Annotated in this window: 18 protein-coding genes; 10 read left to right on the forward strand and 8 right to left on the reverse strand. The window is 60.4% G+C overall.

Features of this window, described 5'->3' with window-relative positions; genetic code table 11:
* The first annotated feature begins 39 nt into the window (after positions 1-39).
* The 4 genes from AC6I8P_RS03670 to AC6I8P_RS03685 are packed head-to-tail and all read left to right on the forward strand — an operon-like array spanning position 40 to position 3658.
* Complete coding sequence (locus AC6I8P_RS03670; RefSeq protein ID WP_132464503.1) at positions 40-1071, forward strand: hemin-degrading factor; 1032 nt, start codon at positions 40-42, stop codon at positions 1069-1071.
* Positions 1068-1892 carry a heme/hemin ABC transporter substrate-binding protein gene (locus tag AC6I8P_RS03675; protein ID WP_498030982.1) on the forward strand — a complete coding sequence of 275 codons (825 nt, stop codon included), beginning with the start codon at positions 1068-1070 and terminating at the stop codon, positions 1890-1892. The genes AC6I8P_RS03670 and AC6I8P_RS03675 overlap by 4 nt, the downstream gene beginning before the upstream one ends.
* Entirely contained in the window at positions 1885-2886 is a 1002-nt protein-coding gene (locus tag AC6I8P_RS03680; protein ID WP_498030983.1) for a FecCD family ABC transporter permease, read from the forward strand. The genes AC6I8P_RS03675 and AC6I8P_RS03680 overlap by 8 nt, the downstream gene beginning before the upstream one ends.
* Positions 2879-3658 (forward strand): heme ABC transporter ATP-binding protein, encoded by a 780-nt coding sequence (locus AC6I8P_RS03685; protein ID WP_349844216.1) that lies wholly within the window; start codon positions 2879-2881, stop codon positions 3656-3658. Before AC6I8P_RS03680 ends, AC6I8P_RS03685 begins: the two co-directional genes overlap by 8 nt.
* Before the next feature lie 17 nt (positions 3659-3675).
* On the opposite strand, the gene acuI is transcribed toward AC6I8P_RS03685, so the two are convergent.
* Entirely contained in the window at positions 3676-4668 is a 993-nt protein-coding gene (gene acuI / locus AC6I8P_RS03690; protein ID WP_238561553.1) for an acrylyl-CoA reductase (NADPH), read from the reverse strand.
* A 560-nt stretch (positions 4669-5228) separates the two neighbouring features.
* On the opposite strand from acuI, the gene AC6I8P_RS03695 reads away from it, so the two are divergent.
* The gene (locus tag AC6I8P_RS03695; protein ID WP_498030984.1) at positions 5229-7376 is read left to right on the forward strand and encodes an ornithine decarboxylase; all 2148 of its coding nucleotides are present in this window, start codon (positions 5229-5231) and stop codon (positions 7374-7376) included.
* Between the two features lie 67 nt (positions 7377-7443).
* Here AC6I8P_RS03695 and mltC read toward each other — a convergent pair whose 3' ends face one another.
* Genes mltC through mutY form a run of 3 tightly spaced genes read right to left on the reverse strand, consistent with a single transcriptional unit; the run spans position 7444 to position 9935 of the window.
* Complete coding sequence (gene mltC, locus AC6I8P_RS03700) at positions 7444-8523, reverse strand: membrane-bound lytic murein transglycosylase MltC (protein ID WP_021506619.1); 1080 nt, start codon at positions 8521-8523, stop codon at positions 7444-7446.
* Between the two features lie 54 nt (positions 8524-8577).
* Positions 8578-8850 (reverse strand): oxidative damage protection protein, encoded by a 273-nt coding sequence (locus tag AC6I8P_RS03705; RefSeq protein ID WP_010617014.1) that lies wholly within the window; start codon positions 8848-8850, stop codon positions 8578-8580.
* Complete coding sequence (mutY, locus tag AC6I8P_RS03710; RefSeq protein ID WP_159377883.1) at positions 8850-9935, reverse strand: A/G-specific adenine glycosylase; 1086 nt, start codon at positions 9933-9935, stop codon at positions 8850-8852. The genes AC6I8P_RS03705 and mutY overlap by 1 nt, the downstream gene beginning before the upstream one ends.
* A gap of 154 nt (positions 9936-10089) precedes the next feature.
* Between mutY and trmB the strand changes: the two genes are divergently transcribed.
* From trmB to AC6I8P_RS03730, 4 genes are all read left to right on the forward strand, one after another.
* Positions 10090-10809, forward strand: a complete 720-nt coding sequence (gene trmB, locus AC6I8P_RS03715) for a tRNA (guanosine(46)-N7)-methyltransferase TrmB (protein ID WP_021506621.1) — start codon at positions 10090-10092, stop codon at positions 10807-10809.
* Positions 10809-11135 (forward strand): YggL family protein, encoded by a 327-nt coding sequence (locus AC6I8P_RS03720; protein WP_021313105.1) that lies wholly within the window; start codon positions 10809-10811, stop codon positions 11133-11135. The genes trmB and AC6I8P_RS03720 overlap by 1 nt, the downstream gene beginning before the upstream one ends.
* Before the next feature lie 172 nt (positions 11136-11307).
* The gene (locus tag AC6I8P_RS03725; RefSeq protein WP_264250721.1) at positions 11308-12024 is read left to right on the forward strand and encodes a YggN family protein; all 717 of its coding nucleotides are present in this window, start codon (positions 11308-11310) and stop codon (positions 12022-12024) included.
* A gap of 210 nt (positions 12025-12234) precedes the next feature.
* On the forward strand, positions 12235-14490 hold the full coding sequence (locus AC6I8P_RS03730) for an Ig-like domain-containing protein (RefSeq protein ID WP_498030985.1): 2256 nt from the start codon (positions 12235-12237) through the stop codon (positions 14488-14490).
* Positions 14491-14560: 70 nt separating this feature from the next.
* Here AC6I8P_RS03730 and hemW read toward each other — a convergent pair whose 3' ends face one another.
* The 4 genes from hemW to AC6I8P_RS03750 are packed head-to-tail and all read right to left on the reverse strand — an operon-like array spanning position 14561 to position 17572.
* Complete coding sequence (hemW, locus tag AC6I8P_RS03735) at positions 14561-15691, reverse strand: radical SAM family heme chaperone HemW (protein ID WP_104093690.1); 1131 nt, start codon at positions 15689-15691, stop codon at positions 14561-14563.
* Positions 15684-16277 (reverse strand): XTP/dITP diphosphatase, encoded by a 594-nt coding sequence (locus AC6I8P_RS03740; RefSeq protein ID WP_059011651.1) that lies wholly within the window; start codon positions 16275-16277, stop codon positions 15684-15686. The genes hemW and AC6I8P_RS03740 overlap by 8 nt, the downstream gene beginning before the upstream one ends.
* Positions 16278-16297: 20 nt before the next feature.
* Positions 16298-16852: a YggT family protein gene (locus AC6I8P_RS03745; RefSeq protein WP_021506626.1), complete on the reverse strand. Its 555-nt coding sequence runs from the start codon at positions 16850-16852 to the stop codon at positions 16298-16300.
* 12 nt (positions 16853-16864) lie between these two features.
* Positions 16865-17572, reverse strand: coding sequence for a YggS family pyridoxal phosphate-dependent enzyme (locus AC6I8P_RS03750; protein ID WP_021506627.1), 708 nt, complete (start codon positions 17570-17572; stop codon positions 16865-16867).
* 16 nt (positions 17573-17588) lie between these two features.
* On the opposite strand from AC6I8P_RS03750, the gene AC6I8P_RS03755 reads away from it, so the two are divergent.
* The gene (locus tag AC6I8P_RS03755) at positions 17589-18581 is read left to right on the forward strand and encodes a type IV pilus twitching motility protein PilT (RefSeq protein ID WP_264250730.1); all 993 of its coding nucleotides are present in this window, start codon (positions 17589-17591) and stop codon (positions 18579-18581) included.
* Positions 18582-18601: the final 20 nt, after the last annotated feature.

Consider the following 18601-nt stretch of genomic DNA (forward strand, 5'->3'; position numbering starts at 1 on the left):
CCTGCGGTGGCGCAGGGCATTTTCACGGGAGCAAGCGCAATGCATCAACGCTATCAACACTATCTGGCGCTGAAAGGCCAGCAGCCAAAAATGTACGCGCGTGATTTAGCCGCGCTGATGGGCATAGGGGAAGCACAGCTGTGCGAAGCGCGCGTGGGCCACGACGCGCAGCCGCTGCGCGCCGATTTTCCGGCGCTGCTGACGGCGCTGGCGGCAGTGGGTGAGACCAAAAGTATTACGCGCAATGCCTGGGCGGTGCACGAACAGGTGGGAACCTACAGCAATCTGCATCTCGGCGAACATGGCGGGCTGGTGCTTAATCCGCGTGCGCTCGACCAGCGTCTGTTTCCCGCGCAGTGGCACAGTGCTTTCTTCCTGCGCGAGCAGACCGCGCACGGCGAACGACAGAGCATACAGATTTTCGATCGTCACGCTGATGCGGTGCTGAAAATCTACACCACCGCGCAAACGGAGATGCCGGCGTGGCAGGCATTGATTGAGCGCTTCCGGCTGGCGCACGCGCCTCAGCTGCAGCCGCAGCCGGTCAGCGCCACGCCGTTCAGCGACAGGGTGGATGCCGGCACTGTCGAAGCGGAGTGGCGTGCCATGACCGATGTGCATCAGTTCTTTGGCCTGCTGAAGCGTCACCATCTCTCGCGGCCGCAGGCGTTTCGCGCGGTGCCGGATGATTTAGCGCGTCAGGTGAGCAACACCGCGCTGGCAACGCTGCTGGCCCAGGTACAGCAGGATGGCAATGAAATCATGATCTTCGTCGGCAATCGCGGCTGTACCCAGATCTTTACCGGCACTATCGGGAAAGTGGTGCCGCTGGATAACTGGATTAACGTTTTTAACCCCACATTCACGCTGCATCTGATGGCGGATCGCATTCACGAGAGCTGGGTGACGCGCAAGCCGGGCGGCGATGGCTTCGTCACCAGTCTGGAGCTGTTCGCTGCCGATGGCACGCAGATTGCCCAGCTGTACGGCCAGCGCAGCGAGGGCACGCCGGAACAGGCACGCTGGCGCGAGCAGGTGATGGCGCTGACGCCGACAGGAGCCGCCGCATGAAAGCGCTGATCCTGACACTGCTTGCTCTGCTGACGCTGCCGGCGTGGGCGGCGCAGCGCATCATTACTATCGGGGGCGATGTAACGCAGATCGTCTATGCGCTGGATGCGCAGGCGCAGCTGGTGGCACGCGACAGCACCAGCCAGCATCCGGCGGCGGCCACCAGGCTGCCGGATATCGGCTATATGCGCCAGCTCAACGCGGAAGGCATTCTGGCACTGAAACCGACGCTGGTACTGGCCAGCGCGCTGGCTAAACCATCGCTGGTGTTGCAGCAGGTGGCGGACGCCGGGGTAACGGTGGTGGAGGTCAGTGGGGATAACCGCCTCGATGCCATCACGGACAAAATCGCCACTATTGGCAAAGCGCTGCAGCGTGAACAGGCGGCCCGCGCGTTGATCGACAAGGTCAACAAACAGCGTGCGCAGCTACCGCAGCAGCCGCTGCCGGTGAAAGTGCTGTTTATCATGGCGCACGGCGGTTTACGCACCCAGGCGGCTGGTGCGCAGACCGGCGCTGACGGCGCAATTCGCGCTGCCGGCCTGGTTAATGCCATGGGCGCGGTGCCGCATTATCAGCAGCTGTCGCAGGAGGGCGTCGTGGCGGCAGCACCGGATTTGGTGGTGGTCGGCGAAGAAGGGCTGCGCACGCTGGGAGGCGAACAGGCGGTGTGGGCGCTGCCGGGCCTGCAGCTCACGCCGGCCGGCCAGCATCACGCGCTGCTGGTGATTGATGAGATGGCGCTGCTGAGTTTCGGCCTCGATACGCCGGACGCGATTTTGCGCCTGCGCCATGCGGCGGAAGCCGTGCAGCATGATTAACCGCCTGATGATGCGCTGGCTGATGTTAATGAGTATCAGCATGCTGGTGTGCATGCTGCTGGCGGCCAACCTCGGCGCGATGCCGCTGTCGCTGCGCACGCTGTGGCAGGCGCCGCTTAGCGATCTGGCCTGGCAAATCTGGCTCACAATTCGCCTGCCGCGCGTATTGCTGGCGGTGCTGACTGGCATGGCGCTGGCGGTGTCCGGCGCGGTGATGCAGGGGCTGTTTCGTAATCCGCTGGCCGATCCCGGACTGCTGGGTATCAGCAGCGGTGCCGGGCTGGCGGTGGCGCTCTCAGTGGTGTTGCCGCTCAGCCTGCCGCCGCTGCTGGCGCTGTGGCTGCCCTCGCTGGCAGCGTTTGCCGGCAGCCTGGTAGTAACGCTGCTGATCTTCAGCTTTAGCCGGCTGGCGCAGGGCCAGCTGGCGCGCCTGCTGCTGGTGGGCATTGCGATTAATGCGCTATGCGGCGCGGCGGTTGGCGTGCTGTCGTGGCTGAGCAACGACCAGCAGCTGCGTCAGCTGTCGCTGTGGGGCATGGGCAGCCTGACGGGTGCCCAGTGGCCGAGCCTGCTGGTGTGCGCGCTGATGATTGTTCCGGCGCTGCTGCTGGTACAGACGCGCGCGCGTCGCCTCAATCTGCTGCAGCTGGGCGAAGAGGACGCGCACTATATGGGCGTCGATGTTAAACGCACGCAGCGCCAGCTGTTGGTGCTGAGTGCGCTGCTGGTGGGCACGGCGGTGGCGGTCAGCGGCATTATCGGTTTTGTCGGGCTGGTGGTGCCGCACGTGATGCGTTTTTGTCTCGGCAGTGACCACCGCTGGCTGCTGCCGGGCGCAGCGCTGGCGGGAGCGATTCTGCTGTTGCTGGCGGATACGCTGGCGCGCACCGTGGTGATTCCGGCCGAAATGCCGGTCGGGCTGCTAACCAGTCTGCTGGGCGGGCCGTGGTTCCTGTGGCAGATTCTGCGCCAGCAAAGGGGGCTGAATGAGTGAGCAGTTGCAGGCGCGCGGACTGCGGTTTTGCCAGGGAACGCGTACCTTAATCGATGATGTTTCCCTGACGCTGCCGCCAGGCGAGATGGTTGCCCTGATCGGTCCTAACGGTGCCGGTAAGTCGACGCTGCTGCGGCTGCTGACCGGCTTTCTGCACGCGGACGCTGGCGAATGCTGGCTGGGCGATCGTCCACTGGCGGCCTGGCCACGCGAACCGCTGGCGCAGCGCCGCGCGGTGATGCGCCAGCAAAACAGCGTCACCTTTCCGCTGCCGGCTGCCGACGTGGTGGCGATGGGGCGCGCACCCTGGCCGACCGGTAACTGCCAGGCGGTGGTGCAGGAGGTGATGCAGTTAACCGGCAGCGCGCCGCTGGCGCAGCGCGACTATCGCTCGCTGTCGGGCGGGGAACAGCAGCGCGTGCAGCTGGCCCGGGTGCTGGCGCAGCTGTGGCATGACGACGGCCCGCGCGGCTGGCTGCTGCTGGATGAACCCACCTCCGCGCTCGATCTCTACTGGCAGCAGTCCACTCTGCGCCTGCTGCACCGGCTGACGCGCAATGGCCATTTTAGCGTCTGCGCGGTGCTGCACGATTTGAATCTGGCCTCACTGTGGTCGGATCGGGTGTTATTGTTACACCACGGCCAGCTGGTGGCGCAGGGCGCACCGCACGCGGTGATGACCGAACCGATCCTGACGCGCTGGTATCAGGCCGACCTGCAGGTGGTTACGCCGCCAGCGCAGGATCGGCCGCAGATACAGCTGCGGCCATAACTGCACCCTGCACCGGGTCAGGGCGCCTGGCGGCAATCGACAATCAGCCGCCCACGCACCTGGCCCGCCAGCAGCTGTTCTGCGCCTGTGCGCGCCTCGCTCAGTGGAATCACTTTGGTCATCTGCTCCAGCAGCGCGCCGTCAACCAGCTCCGCCAGACGCTGCCACGCCTGCTGACGCAGCGGTTTGGCGCACATCACGCTGTCCACGCCGGCCAGCGTAACGCCGCGCAGAATAAACGGCGCGACGCTGGTGGGCAGATCGAGGCCCTGCGCCATGCCGCAGGCGGCGACCACGCCGTCGCGCTGGATCCCGGCTAACACATTGGCCAGCGTGTGGCTGCCGACGCTATCGATCGCGGCTGCCCAGCGCTCTTTCGCCAGCGGTTTGCCGGGCGCGCTCAGTTCGTTACGGTCGATAATCGCGGAGGCGCCGAGCGTATCGAGCAGGTAGGCGCTGTCGCTGGCGCGGCCGCTGGATGCCACGACCTCATAGCCGAGACGTGCCAGCAGGCTCACGCTGAAGCTGCCCACGCCGCCGCTGGCACCGGTAACCAGTACCGGACCGTGCTGCGGTGTGATGCCCTGTTTTTCCAGCGCCAGCACGCACAGCATCGCGGTAAAGCCGGCGGTGCCAATCGCCATGGTTTGCAGCGGGCTGAGCGCCGCCGGAACCTTGACCAGCCAGTCGCCGGAGACGCTGGCTTTCTGCGCCAGCCCGCCCCAGTGTTTTTCACCCACGCCCCAGCCGGTGAGCAGCGCAACATCGTCCTGCTGCCACTCCGGATGACGGCTGTGGATCACCCGGCCAACAAAATCGATGCCCGGCACCATGGGAAACTGGCGCACAATCGGCCCTTTATTGCAGATGGCCAGCGCGTCTTTGTAGTTGAGGGTGGAGTAGCTTACTTCGAGGGTAACATCCTGATCGGGCAATTGTTGCTCTGACAGATCCTGCAGGGATGTGCGGTATCCCTGTTCATCATTTTCAATGACCAGTGCCTTGAACATGCAGCCTCCGGCTGGTTGGGAGAAGTGCGCTCCATAGTACGCTTCTGCCGCAGGGAGTGCCAGGCGGATGGGCGCGGCAGGCGGTCGCTATCGCACCGGTGTTACATTCTGCATAACTTTGCGTAATCTTCGACTATTCAGGCAGTTAAAAATAGACGCCTTAACTATTATTCATGTAAATCAATGAAGTAGCGCATTGGCGTTCTGCATCAAAATTCCGCCCTGATTGGTTGTTCGCGGGAAAAAAAGATGCCATCATGTCGCCCGAATTTATTCCCCATCTTCATCGCTGAGGACGCCGCCATGTCCGGTACAATGCACATCTGCACTTGTCGCCGTGCGCTTCATGACAAGCGCGCCTCTGTCATCTGTTGTTCGCATTTCCCGCTCACCATGCGGTGAGGCTACGCCCCGTTCGCTGTTGGATATGAGTAAAGACAGACGCGATCTGGCTTTACTGATGTCTATCGGTTGCGGCCGCCGGACGTTATTCGCCGGGGAAATTTCCTCATTGCTGTGCCACTGGCACCCACTCATCCTTCATTACGGGGATTTGTGTTATGAACCCATTGAAAATTGCTGCCAGCGTAGCGGTAGCGCCAAGCCTGAGTCTCAACACCGCGCGCGACGTGGTGACGCTGGATAATACCGATTTCACCGACGTAGCCGCGGTAGTGGTCTCTCTGGCCGATACACGCAGCGGCGTGCTGACTTTGCTGCGCCAGACTGGCTTCAATCTGCCGGTGTTTGTCGCGAACGCCTTTGATGACGCGGTGCTGACGCTGCCGGGCGTGACCGGAGAGATCAACGGCGCAGCGGAAGAGTGGCAGGCGCTGGAGCAGGCGGCGCAGGCGTACGAGGCGGAACTGCTGCCGCCGTTTTTCGACACCCTGACGCGCTATGTCGATATGCAGAACAGCACCTTTGCCTGTCCGGGCCATCAGGGCGGGGCGTTTTTCCGCCGCCATCCGGCCGGACGTCAGTTTTATGAGTTCTACGGCGAGAACGTCTTTCGCTCCGATATGTGTAACGCGGACGTCAAGCTGGGCGATTTACTGATCCACGAAGGCTCGGCCAAGGATGCGCAGAAATATGCCGCGCGCGTGTTCAACGCCGATAAAACCTACTTCGTGCTGAACGGCACCTCCAGCGCCAACAAAGTGGTGACCAATGCGCTGCTGACGCGCGGCGATCTGGTGCTGTTTGACCGCAATAACCATAAATCTAACCACCACGGTGCGCTGATCCAGGCAGGCGCCACGCCGGTTTATCTGGAAGCGGCGCGTAACCCGTTTGGCTTTATTGGCGGCATCGATGCGCACTGTTTCGACGAGACGTATCTGCGCGAGCAGGTGCGCCAGGTCACGCCACAGCGCGCGGATCAGCCGCGTCCGTTCCGGCTGGCGATCATCCAGCTTGGTACCTACGATGGCACGGTATACAACGCGCGCCAGGTGGTGGATCGCATCGGGCATCTGTGTGACTACATTCTGTTTGATTCGGCATGGCTGGGTTATGAGCAGTTTATTCCGCTAATGGCCGGCTGCTCGCCGCTGACGCTGGAGCTCAATGAGAACGATCCGGGGATTTTTGTCACCCAGTCGGTGCATAAGCAGCTGGCGGGCTTCTCGCAGACTTCGCAGATTCACAAGAAAGATAACCATATTCGCGGCCAGAAACGTTTCTGCCCACACAAGCGGCTGAACAACGCGTTTATGCTGCACGCCTCAACCAGCCCGTTCTATCCGCTGTTCGCTGCGCTGGATATCAACGCCAGAATGCATCAGGGCGAAGCGGGGCGCAGCATGTGGCACGACTGCGTCACGCTGGGCATTGAGGCACGCAAAGCGATCCTTGAGCGCTGCAGCCTGATTCAGCCCTTCCTGCCGGAGCAGGTGTACGGCAAGCCATGGCAGGCGGCAGAAACCGCCACCATCGCCGCCGATCCGGCGTATTTCAGCTTCGAACCGGGCGCGAAGTGGCACGGTTTTGCCGGTTACGATGCCGGACAGTATCTGGTGGACCCGTGCAAACTGCTGCTCACCACGCCAGGCATCGATGCCACCAGCGGCGAATACACCCGCTTTGGCATTCCGGCCACCATTCTCGCCAACTATCTGCGCGAGAACGGTATCGTACCGGAGAAGTGCGATCTTAACTCAATCCTGTTCCTGCTGACCCCAGCGGAAACGCCGGAAAAAATGGCACACCTGGTGGCGATGCTGGAGCAGTTTGAACAGCACGTGCGGGAAGATGCGCTGCTGGCCGAAGTGCTGCCGAGCGTGTATCGCAGGCACGTCGAGCGCTATCAGGGCTACACGCTGCGTCGCCTGTGCCAGGAGATGCACGATTTGTACGTCAGCTACGACGTTAAGGATCTGCAGCGCGACATGTTCCGCCAGGCGTGTTTCCCGAAAGTCGAGGTCAATCCGCAGGATGCGCATCAGGCGTATATTCGCGGTGACGTTGAGCTGGTGCCGATCGCCAGCGCCGAAGGGCGCATTGCCGCCGAGGGGGCGCTGCCGTATCCGCCGGGTGTGCTGTGCGTGGTGCCAGGCGAAACCTGGGGCGGGGCAGTGCAACGCTATTTCCTCGCGCTGGAAGCGGGTATCAATCTGCTGCCGGGCTTTTCACCGGAGTTGCAGGGGGTTTACACCGAGGAGGATGACAGCGGGCACAAGCGGTTAGTGGCGAATATGATGTTGTAGGAGGGGGCTGTTCCCTACCGCACGGCACCTTCTCCCGCAGGCGGGAGAAGGTGGCGATGAGCGCGAATCAATAACGGTGGTAGCTGCGCTGTGCCTGGCTCACTTTGTACAGATAGCGGCGCGACTCGGCCGACGGATGGTTGGTGGTCAGCGTCTGATACACCTGGCTCGGTGACATGCCGTTGATGGTGGCGAAGGCGCGGTCTTTATCGCTGGAGAACACGCGCAGCACGCTGCCCGCCCCGCCGTTATAAGCGGTGATCACTGCGTAACGGCGCGACAGCGGATCCTGAATCCCGCCGAGATAGCTCTTCTGCAGCAGCGACAGATATGCGGTACCGGCATCAATGTTATTGGCCGGATCGAGCAGATAGCTGCGGCTCGGTTTACCCCATTTGCCCTTCATGCGGAACACATCGACCCCGGCAGTATGCTGCACCACCTGCATCAGACCCAGCGCATCGGCGTTGCTTACCGCATAAGGGTTGAAGCTCGATTCGGTCTGCATGATCGCCAGAATCAGCGAGGCATCAACGCCATACTGTTCGGCGGCTTTGCGCACCAGCGGCAGATATTTATGCGCACGTTTGTCGAGGTGGTTAGGCACCATCGGAATGGTCACCGACCAGATAACGTGCAGCCCGGAGGTGCGTTTCTGCAGTTTGTTCTGGATCAGGTAATCAGCAAAGTTACCGGCGCGTCCCTGCCAGCGGATCGGCTGACCGGTGTTATCCAGCACCTGGCCGTACAGCAGCGGCTCTTTACTGATCTGAATATCGTTGGCGTCGGAGTAGAGATCGACGTTGCCCGGATCGTCACCAATCAACAGCGTGGTGATGATGGCCTGACGCAGGCTGGCCATCGGATCGGTGCCGGAAATGGTCTCAATGGTGATGCTACCGCTGTCGAAGTTGATGTGACTGCGGGTGTAATAGTTATCGCTGTATTTGACGTAGTCCTTGGGTCCGGCGATCAGAACCTCATTGATTCCCCAGATATTCTCGATGTTGGCGGCAAATTGCCCCATCAGAATGTCAAAACCGTTGGTGTCCTTAACCCACTCTTCATGGTACTGCGATTTTTTTTGTCCGGAGCAGGAGACTAACAGGGGTGCGATGACCAGCAGTGCTATCAGTTTTTTATTCATTGTGAATGCGTGCCTGACTCGAAAAAGAGGGCCTCAAAGGGAGGCCCTGAACGTTTATTTTTCTGGCGGGGTGTAACCTTCAATGTGCACATCTTTGCCTTCGAACAGGAAATTCACCATCTCCTTCTCCAGCACTTTGCGATCTTCCGGGTTCATCATGTTGAGCTTCTTCTCGTTGATCAACATGGTCTGCTTAGACATCCACTGCTGCCAGGCTTCTTTGGAAATCTCATTGTAGATGCGCTTACCCAGTTCGCCAGGATAGAGCTGAAAGTCCTGGCCTTCAGCGTCGCGTTGCAGATAAGTACAAAAAATGGTGCGGCTCATTACTCTTCCTCTTCGGTCAAACTGGTTCGCAGTTGAAGCTGCCGGGGATGGCGCAGCTCATGCAGCAGGCGCTCTACCGGCGCGGCCAGCCCCACTGACGGTGGTTGCGCTAAGTTATACCAGAGACCGCCGGCTTCATCCATCAGCGACCCGGAGGAAGGCCACGCCAGCCACATAGGCACAATATCTAAGTGGAAATGGCTGAAGGTGTGGCGGAACGCGGTAAGCTGCTGCGGTTTCGCGTGGATGCCGCGCGCCGCCAGCCAGTCAGTCAGCGCTTGCTCACTGGTGAACTGCGGGAAGCAGAACAGGCCGCCCCACAAACCCACCGGCGGACGCTGTTCCAGAAACACCTCGTCGCCGTGCTGCAGCATCAGGAACCAGCCGCTGCGCTCTGGCAGCGTGACTTTCGGTTTCTTACCGGGATAATCAGCCCAGTTGCCTTGTGCATAAGCCGCGCAGCCGCTATTCAGCGGGCAGATGTCGCATTTCGGGCGGGAGCGAGTACACACTAACGCGCCGAGATCCATCATCGCCTGATTGAACTGGCTGACGCCTTCCGCTGGCGTGACGTCTTCACTGATCTGCCACAGCCGCTTCTCCACCTCTTTTTTGCCCGGCCAGCCGCTCACTGCATAGCAGCGCGCCAGAACGCGTTTTACGTTGCCGTCGAGGATCGGGAAATGCAGGCCGAGCGACAGCGACAGAATCGCGCCCGCCGTGGAGCGGCCGACGCCCGGCAGCGCCGCGACGTCATCGAAATGAGGCGGGAATACGCCGCCGTGCAGCTCAACCACCTGTTTAGCCGCCTTGTGCAGGTTACGCGCCCGTGCGTAATAGCCGAGGCCGGTCCACAGATGCAGCACTTCATCAAGCGGCGCGGCGGCCAGGTCAGCAACCGTGGGGAAGCGCGCCATAAAGCGTTCGAAATAGGGAATAACGGTGGCAACCTGCGTCTGCTGCAGCATCACTTCGGAGAGCCACACCTTATAGGGCGTTTTCTCCAACTGCCACGGCAGAGTTTTACGGCCAAAGCGTTGATACCACTCCAGCACCTGTTGCGCGAACTGCGGCGCCTGCATCATAAGAAGGAAATTTTCCGTGTTTACTCTACAATCAGGCAGGAATTCCAGCACAGAGACATCAGGGTGTAAACCGGAAGATTGCAAAGGCTTGCTTCTGTTACTTAACTTTGCATAATGCCCGTTTCCCTGAACAGGCTAACCAGCAGGTTTCAACATGATTAATGACGTCATCACCCCGGAATTTGATGAGAACGGGCGGCCTTTACGCCGTATCCGCAGTTTTGTGCGCCGCCAGGGGCGCTTAACGAAAGGACAGCAGCTCGCGCTCGACAATTACTGGCCGGAGATGGGCGTCGAGTATCAGCCGCAGCCGCTGGACATGGTTGCGCTGTTTGGCCGCGAAGCGCCGCTGGTGCTGGAGATTGGTTTTGGCATGGGCGCCTCGCTGGTGACCATGGCGCAGAACAATCCGCATCAGAACTTCCTCGGCATTGAAGTGCATGCGCCGGGTGTCGGTGCCTGTCTGGCCTCGGCCAAAGAGGCAGGCGTGCAGAATCTGCGCGTGATGTGTCACGACGCGGTGGAAGTGCTGGAAAACATGGTGCCGGACAATTCGCTGCGCATGGTGCAGCTGTTTTTCCCGGATCCATGGCATAAGGCGCGCCACAACAAGCGCCGCATCGTCCAGGTACCGTTTGCCGAGCTGGTGCTGCGCAAGCTGAAGCTGGGCGGCGTGTTCCACATGGCGACCGACTGGGAAGAGTACGCCACGCACATGCTGGAAGTGATGAGCAGCATCGATGGCTACAGCAATCAGTCGGAGAGCCAGAATTACGTGCCGCGTCCGGAAACGCGTCCGTTAACCAAATTTGAGCAGCGCGGGCAGCGACTGGGCCATGGCGTATGGGATCTGATGTTTGAGAGGGTGAAATAATGGCTGTAAAACGTAGCCGCCGTTTACGTAAAAAGTTGCATGTTGATGAGTTTCAGGAGCTGGGCTTCTCTGTTGCCTGGCGTTTTGCCGAAGGCACCAGTGAGGAAGAGGTGGATGCCACGCTCGATCAGTTCATCAATGAGGTGATCGATCCGAATGGTCTGGCCTATGACGGCAGCGGCTATCTGGTGTGGGAAGGGCTGGTGTGTCTGCAGCAGACCGGCAAATGCACCGACGCGCACCGCGAGCTGGTGCGTAACTGGCTGGAAAAGAAAAATCTCGCCGATATTCAGGTCACTGAACTCTTCGACGTTTGGTGGGACTAAGTATCACCACTGGCGATAACTTCGCGCGATGAATCGCGCCGCTACACATTCAGTGCGTGTTGGTTGATTCGCTTGTCCAATGCACCTTTCGTAGCGGCGCAATTTATTGCGCATCGCCAGACGCAGCACAATGCCACCGCTTATCAGACTATTCACATCTGCAGGAGATTTCATGGTTCGTAAGGCTCTTCTCGCCGCGCTGCTGCTGGCGGCAGCTCAGGCGCATGCTGACTATCAGTGCAGCGTCAATCCAAAGGATGATGTGATCATCAAACCCCAGAGCGTGCAGGTGGTGGGCAGCAACGGCAACCTTGAAATCACGCCGCAGGGCGATGTGCAGTTCAACGGCAAGGCGGTGAGCGTCGATAACGCCACGCGCCAGCAGGCGATTGACTACCAGAACGCGCTGCGTCGCGATCTGCCGTGGGTCGACAGCGGCGCAACCACCCGTCTGGAGCGGGGCCGCGTGGCGCTGGATAAAGTGATCGTCGAAAAACTCGGGGCGGACAGCAATGTGCGCAATCGCCTGACCACGCTGAACGGCCAGCTCAGGCAGCAGATGAACCGCATCATCGAGCATCGCCCGGATGGCCTGACCTTCCACCATCAGGCCATTGAGCAGGTGCGCGCCGACGGCGAGAAGCTGGTGCAGAGCACGCTGGGCGGGGTGTTGCAGGATAGCCTGAACGAGATGGGTACCAAACAGGCCGCCAGCGGCAGCAATCCGCTACAGGCGCTGATGGGCAACCTCGGCGGGCTACAGCAGTCGATTCAGACTGAATGGAACAATCAGGAGCAGGATTTCCAGAACTTCGGTCATGAAGTGTGTAACCGGGTGACCGCACTGGAGAGCCAGCGCAAGACGCTGATGCAGAACGTAAAGGGCTAAGCCAGCCGCGTTGCCGCTGAATGCACGGAACATCACGGCGTCATTGTTCTTCTGAACAGTGGCGCCTTTTTTATCCCCGCAACTTTTAAGCCATGATTTAACGGGTTGTCTTATATTCGGGACGAATCTGATAACGACAAAATTTCCGCATTAATAACTATATCAACGGGCATTCAGCCTATTTAACTTATTAATTTTTAAGGAAATTTTATGTTATTTTCTGACACCTCTGCTTCCAGTTCACACCCGGTTTTATCACCCCCTGTGGTTATCGTTGCCGAACGCGGCTGGTACAACGATCCGCAAAAACGCTGGCAGGGAACGGTACAAACGCCGGACGCCGTTGAAGTCATCGTGACGGTTAACGGTGGCAATCCGCTACACGTGCCGGTGATCAATGGCCACTTCGAGTGGATGCCGCCGCAGCCGATGGCCGATGGTGAATACCAGCTCACCTTCACCGCCGTGGATGCCGCCGGCAATCACAGCGCACCCACGCGCGTGGATTACAATATCGATACCCATCCGCCCGCCAGACCGATCATTGAAGCGATTGAAGACCACGTTGCCGGCGGCGTGGAGGACGGTAACAGCATCCGCCGTAACGGCTATACCAACGATGATCAGCCGGTGGTACGCGGGCAGGCCGAAGCCAACGCGCTGGTTTATCTCTATAATGGCAACCAACTTCTCGCCTCTGTCCGTGCCGATGCGCAGGGCAACTGGCAGGCACAACTCGATCTGCCGCAGGACGGAACCTATAACCTGACGGCGCAGGCCGAGGACCGCGCCGACAACCGCAGTCAGCCGTCGCCGAAGTGGACCTTTCATCTCGATACGCTTACCCCGGAAACGCCGACGTTCAGCTATTACGACGACAATCGCGGGCTGTATCAGGGCCAGTTTGGCCGCGGCAAACCCACCGATGATGTCCGGCCGGAACTGCACGGCGAAGCCGAGCCCGGCAGCGTGGTGCGCATTCAGTATGCCGCACCGGGCGGAAAGTGGATTGTCGGCGGTACGGCCACCGTCGACAGCAGCGGCCACTGGCACTGGACACCGCCGCAGGATCTGCTGCCGGACGGCGACTGGCGTTTTCGCAGCCGCAGCAGCGATAAAGCCGGCAACGTCAGTCAATGGAGCGACAGCTGGACGCTGACCATCGACACCCGTATCAACACGCCCACCATCCTGCAGGCTATCGATGACGTCGGCACCATCCAGCCGGTGCTGCCGGGCCAGACCACCGACGATAAGCGGCTCGATTTTTCCGGACAGGCCGAGCCTTACAGTCAGGTGACGCTGTACCAGAACGGCGTGGCAGCCGGCAGCGCGACGGTGGGGGCCGATGGGCGCTGGCAGATTACCCCGGACCGCGACATGCAGCCGGGCAGCAACAACTTTACGGTAAAAGCGGTCGATGTGGCGGGTAACGTCAGTGACTATGCGCCCAACTGGGCGATTAACTATGACTCTGGCGTAAAGCACAGTTCTGGCGAAGAGAACTGGAACTGTCGCGCCAATACCAGCTGGCAAACCGGCCGTGTGTATCAGTACGGCGGGTTGAAAGTCACCGAACTGAAACATGGCACCACCAACAACTGTTTCTATACCGGCATCATGAACCGGCCGGATGGCTATGAAAGCAAAGCGATTGAGATGCTGGATCATTCGGTCGTGCAGTTTGATTTTGGCGCCACCAATTACGTGGAGTTCAATTATGGCTATCTCCACAATTGCGATACCTACGTGGATATCTTTTCACCCAGCGGTGAGCTGCTGGGGCGCGAATACCTGCAGCCCGGCGGCGCCAGCCGGTCTGAGCAGGGCCTGAACTCCTTTAGCTGGCAGGCTCCGGCGGGCCAGCAGATTGGCTATATTGACGTCCATTCGGGCGAAGATCCGGATACCTATAAAAAAGTGCTGTGCTGGAACGTGCTGGTGAAGCGCGATGTCGGCTGGATTATTGATACTGTGCGCTGGGGCAAAGACGAGAGCCTGGTACAGCACCATACGCTGCCGGAAACGCAGGAACAGGAGGGCGCGCAGCTGCATCTGAATGATGTGCAGCAGTGGCTGGCGGCGCACAGTGGACAACCGCTGCAGGGCTTCTCTGCGCTGGTGCTGGAAGGAGAACATCAGCAACTTGATTATCAGCAGCTGACGCAGCATATCAGCGGCCTGCAGCATATCGATCTCACCGGCTCCGGAGACAATCTGCTGCAGCTGGATGCGCAGCAGCTGTTGCAGCAGGCGCATCAGGATGTGTTGCTGCCAGAGCGCACGCGCAGCTGGCTGATTGATGGTGATGCCGGTGACGTGGTGCAGCTCAGCGATAGCACGCAATTTTATCAGCAGTGGCAGCAGCAGGGGGCGCAGCAGAGCGGTGGCAAAGTGTGGCAGGTGTTTGAGAGTCCCGACCACAGCGCAACGCTGTTAATCAATAATGAGGTGATGGTCGCCTGAGCGTAACAGATGCAGCCGTGCCGCACAGCACGGCTGCCAGCGGAAAAGGTGCGCGCCTTCTCCGCTGAATTTACATGAACAGCTCCAGCAGCGAATTGAGGAACAGTTTGCCTTTTTCGGTGATCTGCCAGTGCTCTGGCTGCTCCTGCACATAACCGGCGGCGATGGCTGCGTCGATCTGCGGGCGAATCACTGCCTCTTCCAGCCCGGTGTAGCGCTGAAAGTCGGCGCGCGGCGCGGCTTCCAGCAGGCGGAAACGGTTCATAAAGAACTCGAACGGCTTGTCCTCGTCCGGCACGTCATGCTGCTTATCCAGATAGTTGCCCTTCATAAAACCGCGCGGGTGACGGGTTTTCACCGTGCGCACGATGCGCCCGTCCGGCTGCGTCAGCTTGCCGTGCGCGCCACAGCCGATGCCGAGGTAATCACCGAAGCGCCAGTAGTTCAGGTTATGCTCGCAGCGATAGCCCGGTTTGGCGTAGGCCGAGGTTTCATACTGCTGATAGCCTGCGGCGCTCAGCAGCTGATGACCCTGCTCAAAGATATCCCACAGCGCATCGTCATCCGGCAAAACCGGCGGGCGTGAACCAAACAGCGTGTTGGGCTCAATGGTCAGCTGATACCACGACAGATGCGGCGGGTTGAGGGCAATCGCCTGGCGCAAATCGTCCAGCGCCTCTTCCAGCGACTGATCCGGCAGGCCGTGCATCAGGTCGAGGTTAAAGCTGCGCAGGCCGAGACCGGCCGCCAGCTGTGCCGCGCGGACCGCCTCGTCCGGACCGTGGATGCGGCCCAGGCGCGTCAGCTTTTGCGGACTGAAACTCTGCACGCCAATCGAAATCCGGTTAATGCCCGCCCGCTGATAGCCGCTGAAGCGATCGGCTTCCACCGTGCCCGGATTGGCTTCCATGGTGATTTCGGCGTCCGCCGCCAGCGGCAGGCGCGCACGCACGCCGTCCATCAGCTGCTGCATCGCCTCGCTGCTCAGCAGGCTGGGCGTGCCGCCGCCGATAAAGATGGTGCGCACTTCGCGCCCGGCGGTCAGCGGCAGATCCTGGTCAAGATCCTTGAGCAGATGCTGTACATACTCGCTATGCGGCACTTCGCCTTTGAGCGCGTGCGAGTTGAAGTCGCAGTACGGACATTTCTGCACGCACCACGGGATGTGGATATAAAGGCTTAACGGTGGTAACTCAGGCATTGCGCATCGCTTCCAGCAGCAGCGTCAATGCTTTACCCCGGTGCGACACGGCACGCTTTTCATCCTTGCTTAGCTCGGCGGCGGTTTTACCCAGCGCCGGCACGTAGAAGATCGGATCATAACCGAAACCGCCTTCACCGGCGGCCGCGCGGGTAATCTCCCCGGCCCAGCTGCCGTGGAACACCAGCGGCGTCGGGTCGGCGGCGTGACGCACGTACACCAGTACGCAGTGGAACTGTGCCTGGCGCTCGCCGTCCGGCACCTGCTCCAGCGCCTGCAGCAGTTTGTCGAGATTCTGCTGGTCGCTGGCATCAACGCCGGCATAGCGCGCCGAGTAAATGCCCGGCGCGCCGCCCAGCGCATCGACCGCCAGCCCGGAGTCATCAGCAATCGCCGGCAGGCCGGTGATCTGCGCCGCGTGACGCGCTTTCAGGATGGCGTTTTCGATAAAGGTCAGCCCGGTCTCTTCGGCAGACTCTACGCCCAGCTCGGTTTGCGCCACGATATCCAGGCCGAAGGCCGCTAACAGATCGGCCAGTTCACGTACTTTGCCCGGATTACCGGTGGCGAGCACAACTTTTTGCATAACAGTTCCAGATTAACGAATTACAGCAGGTACCAGAGACCCGGGAACAGGTCCATACCGAGGAAGTTCAGCGCATACAGCACCAGAATCACGATCATCGCCGAGAAATCGATGCCGCCCATCGCCGGCAAAATACGGCGAATCGGTGCCATCAGCGGTTCGGTCAGCTGGATTAGCACATAATCCATCGCACCGCGTCCCTGACTGATCCAGCTCATCAGCGAGCGAATGATGATCACCCAGAACACCAGATAACCGGCGGATTTGACCAGTGACAGCAGGCCCACCAGCAGGTTGGTCGGATCGACGGAGAACACCCCGACCTGAATCAGCAGCAGAATCGGATATTTCAGCGTGGTCAGCACGAATGCCAGCAGCAGCGACGCGGTGTCAATCGGTCCCAGCGCCGGCAAAATGCGACGCAGCGGTTTGACAATCGGCTGGGTGATCTTCACGACAAACTGCGCCAGCGGATTGTAAAAGTCACAGCGTGACCACTGCATCCAGATGCGCAGCAGCAGCACCATCACGTACAGATCAATCAGCGTTTTGACTAAAAACGTCAGTGTTAACATGAGGTTCCTCAATTATTGTTGTGAAGGGCGTGCATAATCCCGCGCGCCAAATACCGCGGTGCCGATGCGCACCATCGTACTGCCTGCGGCAATCGCCGCATCCATATCGTCGCTCATTCCCAGAGAAAGCGTATCGACACCTGGATAGTCCTGTTGCAAGGCGCGAAACGCGCTGGCCATCTGCTGGCACACCGCCAGCTGGCGCGCGTAATCCTGCTCGGGCGCCGGAATCGCCATCAGTCCACGCAGGCGCAAACGCGGCAGGGCGGCAATCTGTTGCGCCAGCCCGGCGACGGCCTCCAGCATGATGCCAGATTTGCTGTGCTCGTCACTGATATTTACCTGAATTAACACGTTAAGCGGCGGCAGCGCGGCCGGACGCTGATCGTTCAGCCGCTGCGCGATACGCAGACGGTCAACGGTATGGCACCAGGCAAAGTTTTCCGCCACCAGACGGCTTTTATTGGATTGTAACGGCCCGATAAAGTGCCATTGCAGATCAGGATGTGCGGCCAGTTCGGCAACTTTTTCAACCCCTTCCTGCACGTAATTTTCACCGAAGGCGCGCTGTCCGGCGGCAATGGCTTCTGCGATAGCGCTCGCAGGTTTGGTTTTGCTCACTGCAAGCAGCGTAATTTCTTCTGGCGCGCGGCCGCAACGTGCGGCGGCAGCAGCGATCCGCTCGCGCACTTGCTGTAAGTTGTGCTCAATGGAAGTCATAGTCAGGAGAAGTTAAATGGATTTGGATGACGTTGTGGCGCTTAGTGTAAAGCATAATGCGGCCGATCTGCACCTTTGCAGCGGACATTTACCGCACTGGCGCCGGCAGGGCGTGCTGGAGCCAATACCGCAACAGCACAGCTTGCCTGAGCGCTGGCTGCAGGCCTTTAGCGAGCAGTGGCTTAGCGCCGCGCAGCGCAGCGAGTTAGCCAGCAGCGGTCACGTCGATTTCGCCATCACGCTCGGCAACGGCAGCCGGCTGCGCGCCAATCTGTTCCGCCAGCGTCACGGACTGGCGCTGGCGCTGCGGCTGATTGCCAGTCAGCCACCGGATATAGCGCGCCTGCAGCTGCCGGACGTGGTGCGCTCGCTGCTGCAGCTGGAGGAAGGGCTTATCCTCATCACCGGCGCGACCGGCAGCGGCAAATCCACCACGCTGGCGGCGCTGGTGGATAGCCTCAATCGTCAGCAGGCGCGCCACATTATCACGCTGGAAGATCCGATCGAGTTCGTCCACCACAGCCAGCGTTCGCTGATTCAGCAGCGCGAAATCGGCGCGCACTGCGCTTCGTTTCAGCTCGGATTAAAAGCGGCGCTGCGTGAAGATCCGGATGTGATCCTGCTGGGTGAGCTGCGCGACAGCGAAACCATCCGGCTGGCGCTGACCGCTGCCGAGACCGGCCATCTGGTGCTGGCCACGCTGCATACGCGCGGCGCGACGCAGGCGGTGGACCGGCTGGTGGATGTGTTTCCGGCCGAGGAGAAAAACCTCGTGCGCACGCAGCTGGCTGGCAGCCTGAAAGCGGTGCTGGCGCAGCGTTTAGTCGCCGCCAAAGCCGGTGGCCGCATTGGCCTGTTTGAAGTGCTGGTGGCGACGCCGGCGGTCGCTAACCTGATCCGCGAAGGCAAAATGCATCAGCTGCCCGGTGTGTTGCAGACCGGCGCGCAGGCAGGGATGCAGACTTTCGCTCAGAGCGAGCAGGCCCGGCGCGAGGCGGGATTAATTTGAGCGGGGACGTGCCCTGAGAA

Source organism: gamma proteobacterium symbiont of Lampromicra miyakona (assembly GCF_059730895.1).